We start from the raw sequence: 12,572 nt of genomic DNA, 5'->3' as shown, positions 1-12,572 counted from the left end.
CCTTCATAATTATGCTTATTCTACTACACATTTGGGTCAAATGCAATAAAACTATGGGAATGTGCATAATTTCAAAATTATTTTAAAATCCCCCTTGACTATTGTTTAAAATGCTGTATAATAAGAATCACAAGTGATGCATAACACATCACGCATCATACATCAAAGAAGGACCGGGGACCAGATGCAGGATGCAGCAGCAAAAACTAATATAAAAGAGGGTAGGGGGGATGGTTATAGTTGACCGGATTACACAGGTGTTTGTAAAGGTAGTGACATCGTTAAATGAACTGTTGTGGGGTGACTTATTCATATTACAGTTTTCAAACGGTGAAACCCAGTTTGGCATTTCGCTTCTGGTACTTCTGCTGATACCGGCAGGCCTTTACTTCACATTTAAAACAAGATTTTTACCATTCCGGCTGTTTCCCGAGATGATACGGGCCACGCTGGAGAAGGACAGCAGTAAGGATAAGGACACTATTTCCGGAGTACAGGCGCTGATTATAGCCACTGCCACACGGGTAGGTATGGGGAACCTGGCAGGCGTGGTGGCAGCGATTTCCTTCGGGGGCTCGGGAGCCGTGTTCTGGATGTGGATTACAGCTTTGATTGGTTCATCCAGCGCTTTCATTGAATCGACGCTGGCGCAGATTTACAAGGAAAAGGATCCCCTCTATGGTGGATACCGGGGCGGCCCCGCATACTTCATGGACCGTATCCGGATCATCACAAAAATAAAACGGGAAGACGCCTTTGTACAGGATGTGCACAGGGAAGCGGAATACATTGCCAGTGATGAACAGACCTATTATACAAAAGGATGCAGACTGTCTTTTCTGGGCATTGCATTTGCCCTGTCAGGCCTTTTGTGCTGGGCCGGGATCAGCCAGGTGGTTGCTAATTCCGTAACCTCTGCGTTTAAGAACGCATTTAACATCCCACAGGTTACCACCACTGTGGTACTGGTGGCCATATCAGCCCTGATTGTCCTTAGGAGAAATGCAACGGTGAAGGTTTTAGACAGGATTGTCCCCGTTGTGGCATGCAGTTATTTTATCATTGCAATGTTCATCATCTTTAAGAACATTACATATATGCCGACCGTGTTTGGCGGCATTTTCTCACAGGCTTTTGGTCTTAAGCCCATTATGGGCGGCGGACTTGGGGCAGTGGTCATGAACGGGGTGAAGCGGGGATTGTTTTCCAATGAAGCTGGAAGCGGATCAGCGCCATGTGCGGCCGCGGCGGCAGAGGTAAACCATCCGGCGAAACAGGGATTGATTCAGTCATTGGGCGTATTTATTGACACGCTGGTCATCTGCAGCTGCTCTGCATTCATCATGCTGCTGGCGCCAAGTGAGGTGACACAGGGACTGGTGGGCATGGATCTGCTTCAGGCGGCCATGAACTACCACCTGGGGAAAGTCGGGGTTATCTTCATAGCGGTCATCCTGTTTATGTTCAGCCTTTCCAACTTCGTGGGTATCCTGTTCTATGCCAGGTCCAATGTGGCATATCTGTTTGGGGATACCTGGGCGGTCCAGACCTGCTATAAGATATTTGCACTGCTTATGCTTTTTGCAGGCGGGGTTGCAGCCTATTCCTTTGTATGGGACCTGGGAGACCTGGGGGTTGGCCTGATGACCATATTCAACATGATTGCCATTATCCCGCTGTCAGGGCAGGCAATCGCGGCTTTAAAGGATTATGAAGAAAATTACATTAAAAAACGTGCTGGGGAAGCCTCTGGCTGTCCGGCAGTTAAATAAACCAATATTATAATATTATTAGGAGGATTTAAATATGGATATGATGAATTTTGCACCGGAGCCTTTTAAAATCAAAATGGTAGAGCACATGGGTAACCTGAACAAGGAGGAGAGGAAGGCTGCCATAAAGGAAGCAGGATATAACACCTTCTTACTTAAATCAGAGGAATGCTTCATCGACCTTCTGACTGATTCCGGAACCAATGCAATGAGCGACAGACAGTGGGCAGGGCTGATGTTAGGTGATGAAGCCTACGGCGGATCCAAGAACTTCTATCACCTTGAGGCAACGGTACAGGAGCTGTTCGGATTTAAGTATGTGGTGCCTACCCACCAGGGACGCGGCGCAGAGAATATCCTTTCCACGCTTACCATCAAGCCGGGGGATTATGTACCAGGCAACATGTATTTCACTACCACACGTTTCCATCAGGAGCGTAACGGCGCAACCTTCCGCGATGTGATTATCGACGAGGCCCATGACCCCAGCGCAATCCTTGATTTCAAGGGCAATATTGACCTGAATAAGTTCCAGGCCCTGATTGACGAAGTGGGCGCTGATAAGATTCCATATATCTGTCTCGCAGTGACCGTTAACCTGGCGGGCGGACAGCCGGTTGCCATGGCTAATATCAAAGCTGTTTCCGAGCTGGCCCACAAGTATGGCATCAAGGTGATGTTCGATGCCACAAGGTGTGTTGAGAACGCGTATTTCATCAAGATAAGGGAAAAGGGCTACGAGAACAAGACCATTAAGGAAATCGTCCATGAGATGTTCTCCTACGGCGACGGCTGCACCATGTCCGGTAAGAAGGACTGCTTAACCAACATCGGCGGCTTCCTGTGCATGAATGACAAGGATTTATATGTCAAAGCCTGCGGTACCGTTGTACAGTTTGAAGGTATGCCTACCTACGGCGGAATGGCCGGAAGGGATATGGAGGCCATGGCAATCGGCCTCAGGGAATCCATGGAATTCAATTATATCAGCCACCGTGTCAATCAGATCCGCTATCTGGGAGAGAAACTGGATGCAGCGGGCGTGCCAATGGTTAAGCCTTACGGCGGTCATGCAATCTTCGTGGATGCACGCGCATTCCTTGACCATCTGAACCAGGAAGAGGACTTCCCGGCCCAGGCCCTGGCAGCAGCTGTTTATGAGTATTCCGGCGTAAGGACCATGGAACGCGGAATCATTTCCGCAGGCCGTGACCCAAAGACCGGGGAGAACCATGTCCCGAAGCTGGAAACCATCCGCCTGACCATTCCGAGAAGGGTTTATACATATGCACATTTGGACTATGTGGCTGACGCAATCATCCAGCTGTATCAGAATAGACATGATATCAGCGGACTTAAATGGGTGTATGAGCCGGAAGTACTCCGCTTCTTTACCGGAAGATTTGAGCCGAAGAATGGCGAATTGATTAAAGGGTTCTGATTTAAGGATTTTGGTTAAGGGAATTGTATTAAGAAAGCCGCACTAAAGGAATTGTATTAAGGGAATTGTATTAAGGAAATCGTATCAGGAAATTTGTAGTAGAAAGGAGAAGGCTGCCACGGATATGCGTGACGGCCTTCCTTTTTTGTGTCACAGTAAAAATAAACCACCTGCTCTGCAGGTGGAGGGAAGATCTTTAGATATAAGAAACTCCTGTGCTAGAATAAATGTAGGTCTGCAAACCACAAATATAAAAACACAGGAGGTCCAAGATGGACAATAATAGTTTAGCCCATACAAAATGGGATTGCAAGTATCATCTGGTTTTTGCGCCAAAATATCGTAGACAGGTAATCTATAAAGATATCAAGGCAGATGTAGGGCAAATACTTGGGACATTATGCCGAAGAAAAGGGATAGAGATCATCGAGGCACAATGCATGCCAGATCATATCCATATGCTGGTAAGCATTCCGCCGAAATATTCCGTGTCAGAAGTGGTGGGTTATCTGAAAGGAAAAAGTTCACTCATGATATTCGAGAAGCATGCGAACCTAAAGTATAAGTACGGAAACCGTCATTTCTGGTGCCGAGGATATTACGTGGACACAGTAGGAAAGAATACGGCAGCAATAAAGGCATATATTCAAAATCAGATAAAAGAGGACTTGGAATATGACCAGATGTCGTTAGTAGAGTACATAGACCCGTTTACGGGTGAGCCGGTGAAGAAAAACAGGAAGTAAGACTCTTAAGAGTCAGTAGGAAGTCAAAGCAAACCAGCAAGCCCCTTTTGGGGCTAAGCCGGAGTAAGGAAGCACTGAACATGCCCTTTTAAGGGCAGCTGAGAATGTGGTGCAGCTGGCAGACTTTTCAGTGCGCCTTCCGGGCGCAAGCAGGTAACAGCCCCTTATAGGGGCAGAACAAGCCACCGGCTAAGCCGGTGGTCTTGACTTGTACTGCTTATGTTTCATTGTATTGGATATGGTATGTTCCGGTGTGTAACCGCAGGGGACCGTAACAGTTGGGGCAGGGTTGGGGCAGGGGTTTTATGGAAGTGCATTGATTTTGACGGATTTGGATATATAATACTACAGAGAAGCATCATATATCGGTATCCGATTCAGGACAGGAGGCGGCAGGATGTGCGGAAGATATTATTTCAGCGTTGATTTACTCGATGAAATCAGGGAATTGGTGGAACCTGGGGATTGGAAGCTGGAACTGGGGCTTTTGGAGAAGGACATGCATCCGGGGGATGTGGCGCCTGTCATCACAATACGGGATCATACGGCGCAGGGATATGCGGAACGGGGAAGTGTGGAATGGGGAAGTGCGGAACGGGGAAATGTTGAACGGGGAAATGTCTCCCCGGCCCCGGTATTTCTTGGAATCCAAAAAATGCGCTGGGGTTTTAAGGCGCCGGGCGGCAAGGGGCTGGTGTTCAATGCCAGGTCGGAGTCCGTGCTTGAAAAGCGTATGTTCCGGGACAGCGTGAGCCACAGACGTGTGGCTGTGCCTGTTTCCTGGTTCTATGAGTGGAATCAGAGTAAGGAAAAGTACACCTTTACCAGGGAAGACGGACAGGTGCTGTTTTTAGCCGGGTTTTACAGTAAATATGAGGATGGGGACCATTTTGTGATTCTGACCACACAGGCTAACCAGTCCATGGCCCCGGTCCACAGCCGTATGCCTCTGGTGTTGGAGCGGGACCAGGTGCGGGACTGGATAATGGATGAGGACGGTTTCCGGGGAATGCTGGAGCAGGTGCCAGCCAGACTTTCAAAGTCCTGTGAGTATGAGCAGCAGACGTTGTTTTGAAGGGCGGCGTGAGGGGAGGTTTAGGGATGATTCTTTATGCGGATACCAAAGCCGTCCTCCAGGGTCCGGAGCCACCATTCACCGCCCCTCAGTTATACCGCCCCAGTATACGGATTAACTTAGGTATCCCGGCCCGTATTTCATCCTCATTGGCCTTGCTGACGCTGACCCGGTAATAGTGGTTGTTGCGGAATTCCTTCAGGAAGAATTTGCTGGTGTCCATGAGGCGTATATTGTTTTTGAACAGCATGGGCTGTATTTTGTCAAAGGGCGTGTCCTTTTTTAGTTTGACACATGCAAAGAAGCCGGAATCCGGTATGTTCCATTCCAGGCCAGGGGCCGGGTTCTCACGGACGGTTTCCTTCAGTATGCCCATGCGATTCATGTAAAGGCGGCGGATGCTGTCCTGATACTTATCAAACATGCCGCTTCCCAGATATACGGCCAGGGAGCCTTGGGACAGGATGGAGGTATAGGTGTCGGTCCACTCCTTATATTCCAGGAACGTGTTCTTAATCAGGTCAGGAAGGATGAGGGCGCATACGCGCAGGCCCGGCATCAGGACCTTGGAAAAGCTTTTGATGTAGATTACCTTGTCTGAGGAATCATAGTAAAACAGGGGGTCATTCCTGGAATTGGTGTCAAAATCAGCAGCGATGTCATCCTCCACGATGTAGACATTATATTTGCCGGCCAGGCGCAGCAGTTCCTGCTTTTCCCCTTTGGTGTAGGAATGGCCCGTGGGATTATGGTATCTTGGTATGGTGTAGAAAAACTTGATGTCGCCATAATAGAACAGGCGCTCCAGTTCCTCAAAATCCACCCCGTTAAAACCACGGCTGATTCCAATGGCAGGCGTATTGCACAGGTAAATGCTCTTAATCATGCCATAGTAAATAGGCTGTTCAATCAGGACCGTCTTTTTGCCGTTAGGGAAAGGCATACGGCACAGGATATCAAGCGCCTGCTGTGAACCTGAGGTGACCACGATATTGGAAGCCCTGGTGTAAATCTGGTATTGCTTGAACTGTTTTTCCAGGGTGTCAAGGAGCAGGGGGAGGCCCTGCACATCGGCATAGGTAAAGATGACTTCCCTGCACAGGTCCAGGGACTTATCAATACAGTGCTGGAAGTCATGGAATGGGATATACCGGCTGTCCGGCGCGCCGGAATAAAAGTCAATCATGGAGTTTTTCTTGTAACCGCGGCTGTCCATGATTCCCACGATATAGTAGCCGCTTTTGGGTATGGAATAGATTTTGTGCCGCTGCTCCAGGTACTTGTAGGCTGATAGGACGGTGCCCACGCTGGTGGAGAAATGCTCCGCCATTTCCCTGAGGGAAGGAAGCTTCATATTAGGTTTGAATGTCTGGTCTTCAATATGTTCTTCAATGTAGGAGACAATCTCTTCGTATTTCAGCATGGACACGGTCCTCTTATTCATTTCTTCTGTCTGTACTATAACAGATTGGCAAATTATCAATTGTATTGGTGTCTGTTATAGTATAACATTGAACCATAAGAAACTCAATCAGGTGGTTATTGCAAAGGTGCATAATTCAGTTTTGGCGGCTGGAATATGCCCTTTTTTGGAATAAGGACCTGGATGGGAAAATAGAAAAGGAGCCAAGAGTATGAAGAAGAGAGAACAAAGGAAACCTACATTTGCAGAAGCCCTGCTTCCGTTGATTGCCATGCTGCTCATCCTTACCGTGGGATACGGGATCTTCGGCTTTCCCAAGGAGGCCATGCTTGTCATGTCGGCGGCTTTCACGGCAATGGTCGCATTCCATCTGGGTGTGACCTGGGACGATATGATTGAAGGTGTCTCTGAAAAGATTGCCAAGGCCATGCCCACCATACTGATTCTGCTGGCAGTGGGTATCATCGTATCATCATGGATGCTTTCGGGAACCATTCCCATGATGATTTATTATGGGATCCAGATTGTGAATCCCAAGTTTTTCTATGTCACATCCTTTATTATCTGCGCAGTCATATCAACCTGTACAGGAACATCCTGGGGGTCCATGGGAACCATTGGCGTGGTCCTTGTCATCATTGCCCAGGGGCTTGGGCTTTCCCTTCCCATCACAGCAGGCGCAGTGGTTGGCGGTTCGTACTTTGGCGACAAGATGTCCCCTCTGTCAGACACCACCAACCTGGCGCCCCTGGCAGCTGGTTCCACCCTGTATGAGCATATCCAGCACATGTTCTACACAACGGTCCCGGCCGCCATCGGAGCCATCATACTGTATACGGTGCTGGGGCTTAACACCAGCGCGGCCGGACTTGCCAACTCTGAAAAGGTGGATATGATGATGGCTAATTTAAGCTCCATCTATCACTGGAACATCCTCCTGCTGGTTCCCATCATCATCATCCTTTACGGGTCCATTACCAAGAAACCGACCATCCCGGTCATGCTCATATCCAGCGCGGTTGCCTGTCTTATAGGCGTGTTCTATCAGGGATTTACATTTACGGATGTATTTGCCTCGTCCGTAAGCGGGTTCAGCATGGAAATGGTGAAAAGCACGGATACATCCCTTATCCTGCCGGAGATTGAGAAGCTTCTGTGCCGAGGAGGCATGAACTCCATGCAGGAGACCATCCTTTTAATCCTGTGCGCATTTTCCTTTGCAGGGATCATTGCCAGGGCAGGCTGTCTGGATGTGATACTGGAACACCTGATGCATGTTGTAAAGACACGGTTCACGCTGATTGCGGCCACGGTCGTGTCCACCATCACCATGGCCCTTGCAACGGGAAGTGATTTCCTTACCATACTGATCCCGGGCGAGCTGTACGCGCCGGTTTATAAGAAAATGGGCCTGGCCGCCAGGAACCTGTCCCGCACCCTGGAGGATTCAGGCACATGTGTGGTGGCACTGATTCCATGGTCAGCGGCAGGCGCATATGCGTCCGGCGCGCTGGGGATTGCCACCATTGATTACCTGCCATATGCATTTTTCTGCTTCTTCAGCGTAATCATGTCTCTGGTATGCGCGGGCACTGGGTTTGGAATCATGACGCTGGAGCAGGAAGAAAAGAAAAAGAAAGGGGCAGACTAGGTAATGCTGAGTAAGGATATTAAATCATATCTGGATAAAAACTATGATGAAATGCTTAAACTGCTGGAACGCCTGGTGAACATAGACAGCGGTTCCGCCTGTAAGGAAGGGATTGACAGGGTTGCATCCATCATGGCCCAGGAATACATAAAAGAAGGATTCCAGGTGGAAATCCTGGAACACGAAAACTGCGGAAACGCCGTAATCGCCAGGAAATCCGGCACAGGCCTGAAAAATGGCAACAGTCAAAGCCCCCAGACCGGAGACAGCAGGAATCACGGAAAAGTACTTATGATCTGCCATCTGGATACCGCATTTCCGGAAGGGTCTGCCAAGGCCAATCCATTTACAATAAAAGGAAACATAGTCACAGGCCCGGGAGTCGTGGACATGAAGGCCTGCCTGGTTGGCTGTCTGTATGCGTTTAAGGCGCTTTACGCCCTGGGCGTGGACCATGTGCCGGAGGTGACAGTGCTCATGAGCGGGGACGAGGAAGCAGGAAGCCATGCGGTCCAGGAGCGGATCATCGAAGAGGGCAGGAAAGCGGACTGGTGCATTGTAACAGAGGGCGCCCGGGAAAATGGAGCCATTGTGATTGAGCGCAAAGGCAACTGTTATTTCCACGTCCATGCATCGGGCCGCGCGGCCCATGCAGGCATCGAACCGGAGAAGGGCCGCAATGCCATAGAGGAACTGGCCCTGAAAATTGTAAAGCTGAGGGCGCTCAATGATTTTGACAAAGGAAGCACCGTGACCATCGGTACCATAAAAGGCGGGGAGAACCGCATCGTGGTGGCTGAATCAGCAGAGATGGATATCGACCTGCGCTACAGGACCAAGGAGGACGGGGAAATGCTTATCCGCCGTGTCAGGGATATCCTGGAACAGGTGGAAATCGATGGGGTACATACAGAGTACACATTTACCAGGAACCGTCCGCCCCTTGTGCAGGTGGAGGGAAGCGCGATGCTTCAGGGACTGGTGAAGGAAGCCAGCCAGGAGCTTGGAATCCCATATCTCACCGCTGTCACCGGAGGGGTCAGCGACGGAAACTTCGTGGCCGACATCGGCACGCCCACCATCGACGGCCTTGGCCCGGTGGGCGGCATGATGTGTTCCCCGGAGGAATATCTGTGCCTGGACAGCATGACAGAGCGGATTGCACGGATGGGGACGGTTGTGGGATGGTTGGGGTGTTTGGCGGATGTGGGTAGGTCGTGAGGGCTACGTCCGCGAAGGGGGACAGACCGGGCTTTGCCTTTAGGAGGACCAGACGGTGACGGGGGGATTCCTTAGGGCGGCAGGGGCGCGGACGCTGAGTTCCGGAGGGGCAGCTTCTAAGGCCCTGGCAATATAGAAGACGGGGGACCGGTGCTATTCGCTGAGAAATCCTGAAGGACTTTCTCAGCTCAGAGCACCTTGGACTTATGCTTTGATGCATTCGTCCACCCCCGTCTTCTATATTGCCAGGACCTAAGAAGCTGCACCCTCCTCCACTAAGCGTCCGCACCCCTGCCGCCCTAAGGAATCCCCCCGCCACCGTCCGCTCCCCCTAAAGCCCAACCCCGCCCTGTCCCCCTCCCCGGACTGCATACTCCAACCATTACATGCGCCAAATACCCGGCACTTGAGGATTGGGCGCGGACGTAAGGGGAGATGCAGACGGGGAGGGAGGCATGGCTATTTGATTTAACCAGTCAAGAGCTAGGTGCGGCTATTATACGGAACCTATAAGTACGGAAACCATAAGTACGGAAGCCATAAGTACGGAAACCATAAGTACGGAAGCCATAAGTACGGAAGCCAATAAGTACGGAAACCATAAATACGGAAGCCATAAGCATGGATTCTATAAGTACGGACTCATAAGTATGGAATAGACTGGGCAGGAGATTATTATTTTTTACTTTTGGTTTAGGTGGCGTGGAGGCGATAAAAACGTAGCGGGTGAGTAGAATGGGGCTGGGGGGAGGGAGGCATCTACAGGGGCGTGCAGGTCTTGAGCTGTGGGAACCGGCGTTAAGAGGCTGGCGCCCTTTGTCTGAACCCAGTAACTGATGGAAGGTAGTATCTAAGCGTGAGTTTGGGCAGAAGCCTCTTGTATTTAGCCGGTTCCCAGAGCTCTAGAGCTGCTAGCCCCGCAGCCGCCTCCCTCCCCCCAGCCCCATTCTACTCACGAACGGATGCACCCCTCCCATCCCCGCCCCTAAATCCCGCCCTTAAATCCCACCCATTTGCACCATCCCTAGTGAAAAAATATCAATTCAAACACTGTACAAACTGCTGTATAATTTCTTGTGTAAACAGGATTTGTTATGCAATTTATCGAAAGGAAGGTAGGTTTATGGACAATGTAAAGCTGTTCCGCATTGACTATCGTCTGCTCCACTGGCAGACAGGGGTGTTGTGGGTACAGAAGCTGAAGGCGAACATGATTCTGGTGGCCGGGGATAAGGTGGCGGCGGATGATATGCGCAAGAACCTGATTAAGCTGGCGGCGCCTAAGTCTGTGAAGACACGGATTGTGCCGATTGCTGAGGCGGCTGCATTTTTAAACAGTGAGAATGTTAAAAAGTACAGCATTGAACTTCTGGTGGAGACAACGGACGATGCCCTTGCGCTGGCGGAACAGGTCCCGTATCTGCGCAGCCTCAACGCAGCGCTTATGAAGACTGAGCCGGGTAAGAAGCTTCTGACCAAATATCTGGCTGTCAGCGACCAGGATATTGAGAACTTTAAGAAAATGCTGGACATGGGGGTTGAGATTGGCTGTTATACGGTGCCGACTGAGAAATCTGTTAATATTACAAAGTATCTGTAGGGGATGGTTCAGATAGATGAAGGAGGGGGAAATATATGGTATTTCAAGCTTTTTTGGTAGCATTGGTAGCATTTTTTGCATACTCCAGCAATAAGTTCCTGGGTGATGCAATGGTAAACAGGCCTTTGGTTACTGCCACACTTACGGGCCTTGTGCTTGGGGATCTGCAGACAGGCCTTATTATGGCGGGTACGCTGGAACTGACATGGATGGGGATCATGTATCTGGGGCTTAGCATGCCGTCGGATGTTGCGGCAGGCGCAATCATAGGCACCGCCTATGCCGTGCTCAGCAGCGCGGATGTGTCGGTGGCCCTGACCGTGTCCATTCCTACCGGTATCCTCTGTGCATATGTGGCTACGGCCTGTGAGGTTGCCATCAGTTTTGCAATGCATAAGGTGGACGAGTTTGCGGCAGAGGGTAATATTGAGGGCATTAATGCAATCCATATAGGGGCAGGTATTATTAAGGCGGTCATCACCAGCGGGATCGTGTTCCTGGCAGTGGCCCTTGGGACAGATACAATCGGGGCAGTGGTCGATGCATTGCCTCAGGCTGTGCTCAGCGGCCTGGATGTAGTGGCGGCAGCGCTTCCCGCACTTGGTTTTGCAATGCTGCTTAATATCATGTGGGACAGGAGGTTCCTTCCGTTTTATTTCATAGGTTTTGCACTGGCAGTGTATTTTGGCGTCGATATCATGGCAGTTACCGTGCTGGCAGTGGCATTTGCGGCATTCCGTTTCATGACAACCAAAGATGAAGTAAGTGAGGAGGATGATTTTTGATGGCAGAGCAGAAGATGAACCAGGCAGTAGAAGAGATATCTGTAACGAAAAGTGACCTTAGAACCATATTCTGGCGTTCCTTCTGCCATGAGGCATCCTATAACGCGGAGCGCCAGCAGGCCCTTGGATTTGCATTTACCTTGACCAAATTGTTAAAGAAACTGTATAAGGATGATAAAGAGGCGTATGTGGAAGCCTGTAAACGGCACACCGAGTTTTTTAACCTGACCGTGCAGATTACCAACTTTGTGGTAGGCATCGTGACCGCCCTTGAGGAGAAGAATGCCAAAAGCCAGGATAAGAACATGGGACCGACCATCAGCGCGGTTAAGTCGGCCCTGATGGGACCGCTGGCGCCAATTGGGGATACCTTTTTCTGGGGCTGTTTCCGTATCGTGGCAGCGTCCGTGGGCGCAACCCTGGCCCTGAAAGGGAATCTGCTGGGTCCTGTGCTGTTTGTGCTGATGTTTAATATCCCGCATCTTCTGGTGCGCTGGTATGGCCTGACACTGGGGTATAAGCTGGGCGAGAATTTCATCAGCTTCATGCAGGAAGGAGGGCTGCTGCAGAAACTGACAGAGGCGGCCTATATTGTGGGACTGACGGTAATCGGAGCCATGACCGCTTCCTATGTGGGGGTTACCTGCGGTGTGGAATTCAGTATCGGTGAATCAGTCATCAATATACAGGAAATCCTGGATGGCATCTTCCCAAGGCTGCTTCCCCTGGGCGTCACCCTGTTCATGGCCTGGCTCATGAGAAGCAGGAACGTAAAACCCGCCATTGTCATCCTGGTGACGGTTGTTGTGGGGCTGGTCCTTGGCGCGGCAGGATTCCTGATTGTGTGATAAGAAAGGT

The 12,572-nt window shown here is 50.3% G+C and carries 10 protein-coding genes; 9 read left to right on the top strand and 1 reads right to left on the bottom strand.

The window, feature by feature from the left end; translation table 11 throughout:
- The first annotated feature begins 230 nt into the window (after positions 1 to 230).
- The 4 genes from LK536_RS35435 to LK536_RS35420 all read left to right on the top strand — a co-directional run bounded on the left by LK536_RS35435 (position 231) and on the right by LK536_RS35420 (position 5,034).
- Positions 231 to 1,772, top strand: coding sequence for an alanine/glycine:cation symporter family protein (locus tag LK536_RS35435; RefSeq protein ID WP_227794695.1), 1,542 nt, complete (start codon positions 231 to 233; stop codon positions 1,770 to 1,772).
- 40 nt (positions 1,773 to 1,812) lie between these two features.
- Positions 1,813 to 3,213 (top strand): tyrosine phenol-lyase, encoded by a 1,401-nt coding sequence (locus LK536_RS35430; RefSeq protein WP_474911835.1) that lies wholly within the window; start codon positions 1,813 to 1,815, stop codon positions 3,211 to 3,213.
- A 272-nt stretch (positions 3,214 to 3,485) separates the two neighbouring features.
- Complete coding sequence (tnpA, locus tag LK536_RS35425) at positions 3,486 to 3,959, top strand: IS200/IS605 family transposase (RefSeq protein WP_008719014.1); 474 nt, start codon at positions 3,486 to 3,488, stop codon at positions 3,957 to 3,959.
- A gap of 397 nt (positions 3,960 to 4,356) precedes the next feature.
- The gene (locus LK536_RS35420) at positions 4,357 to 5,034 is read left to right on the top strand and encodes an SOS response-associated peptidase (protein WP_227794693.1); all 678 of its coding nucleotides are present in this window, start codon (positions 4,357 to 4,359) and stop codon (positions 5,032 to 5,034) included.
- A gap of 88 nt (positions 5,035 to 5,122) precedes the next feature.
- On the opposite strand, the gene LK536_RS35415 is transcribed toward LK536_RS35420, so the two are convergent.
- Positions 5,123 to 6,478 carry an aminotransferase class I/II-fold pyridoxal phosphate-dependent enzyme gene (locus LK536_RS35415; protein WP_506092084.1) on the bottom strand — a complete coding sequence of 452 codons (1,356 nt, stop codon included), beginning with the start codon at positions 6,476 to 6,478 and terminating at the stop codon, positions 5,123 to 5,125.
- 190 nt (positions 6,479 to 6,668) lie between these two features.
- Between LK536_RS35415 and nhaC the strand changes: the two genes are divergently transcribed.
- The 5 genes from nhaC (at position 6,669) to LK536_RS35390 (ending at position 12,562) form a co-directional block, all read left to right on the top strand.
- The gene (gene nhaC, locus LK536_RS35410) at positions 6,669 to 8,108 is read left to right on the top strand and encodes a Na+/H+ antiporter NhaC (RefSeq protein WP_227794691.1); all 1,440 of its coding nucleotides are present in this window, start codon (positions 6,669 to 6,671) and stop codon (positions 8,106 to 8,108) included.
- A 3-nt stretch (positions 8,109 to 8,111) separates the two neighbouring features.
- Positions 8,112 to 9,329 carry a M20 family metallopeptidase gene (locus LK536_RS35405; protein ID WP_227794690.1) on the top strand — a complete coding sequence of 406 codons (1,218 nt, stop codon included), beginning with the start codon at positions 8,112 to 8,114 and terminating at the stop codon, positions 9,327 to 9,329.
- A 1,123-nt stretch (positions 9,330 to 10,452) separates the two neighbouring features.
- Positions 10,453 to 10,929, top strand: coding sequence for a PTS sugar transporter subunit IIB (locus LK536_RS35400; protein WP_025484524.1), 477 nt, complete (start codon positions 10,453 to 10,455; stop codon positions 10,927 to 10,929).
- A gap of 35 nt (positions 10,930 to 10,964) precedes the next feature.
- Positions 10,965 to 11,714 carry a PTS mannose/fructose/sorbose/N-acetylgalactosamine transporter subunit IIC gene (locus LK536_RS35395; RefSeq protein ID WP_008723458.1) on the top strand — a complete coding sequence of 250 codons (750 nt, stop codon included), beginning with the start codon at positions 10,965 to 10,967 and terminating at the stop codon, positions 11,712 to 11,714.
- Positions 11,714 to 12,562 (top strand): PTS system mannose/fructose/sorbose family transporter subunit IID, encoded by an 849-nt coding sequence (locus LK536_RS35390; RefSeq protein ID WP_120057424.1) that lies wholly within the window; start codon positions 11,714 to 11,716, stop codon positions 12,560 to 12,562. Before LK536_RS35395 ends, LK536_RS35390 begins: the two co-directional genes overlap by 1 nt.
- Positions 12,563 to 12,572: the final 10 nt, after the last annotated feature.

It is taken from the genome of Clostridium pacaense (assembly GCF_020709765.2).
GTDB classification, from domain to species: domain Bacteria; phylum Bacillota; class Clostridia; order Lachnospirales; family Lachnospiraceae; genus Enterocloster; species Enterocloster hominis.
The sequence above is the reverse complement of the archived record's forward strand: the minus strand, read 5'-3'. Positions and strand labels throughout refer to the sequence as shown.

Bases quoted from the DNA above. Each gene is read 5' to 3' on its own strand.
- LK536_RS35435 (WP_227794695.1), top strand. From the start codon at position 231: ATGGTTATAGTTGACCGGATTACACAGGTGTTTGTAAAGGTAGTGACA.
- LK536_RS35430 (WP_474911835.1), top strand. From the start codon at position 1,813: ATGATGAATTTTGCACCGGAGCCTTTTAAAATCAAAATGGTAGAGCAC.
- tnpA (WP_008719014.1), top strand. From the start codon at position 3,486: ATGGACAATAATAGTTTAGCCCATACAAAATGGGATTGCAAGTATCAT.
- LK536_RS35420 (WP_227794693.1), top strand. From the start codon at position 4,357: ATGTGCGGAAGATATTATTTCAGCGTTGATTTACTCGATGAAATCAGG.
- LK536_RS35415 (WP_506092084.1), bottom strand. From the start codon at position 6,478: ATGAATAAGAGGACCGTGTCCATGCTGAAATACGAAGAGATTGTCTCC.
- nhaC (WP_227794691.1), top strand. From the start codon at position 6,669: ATGAAGAAGAGAGAACAAAGGAAACCTACATTTGCAGAAGCCCTGCTT.
- LK536_RS35405 (WP_227794690.1), top strand. From the start codon at position 8,112: ATGCTGAGTAAGGATATTAAATCATATCTGGATAAAAACTATGATGAA.
- LK536_RS35400 (WP_025484524.1), top strand. From the start codon at position 10,453: ATGGACAATGTAAAGCTGTTCCGCATTGACTATCGTCTGCTCCACTGG.
- LK536_RS35395 (WP_008723458.1), top strand. From the start codon at position 10,965: ATGGTATTTCAAGCTTTTTTGGTAGCATTGGTAGCATTTTTTGCATAC.
- LK536_RS35390 (WP_120057424.1), top strand. From the start codon at position 11,714: ATGGCAGAGCAGAAGATGAACCAGGCAGTAGAAGAGATATCTGTAACG.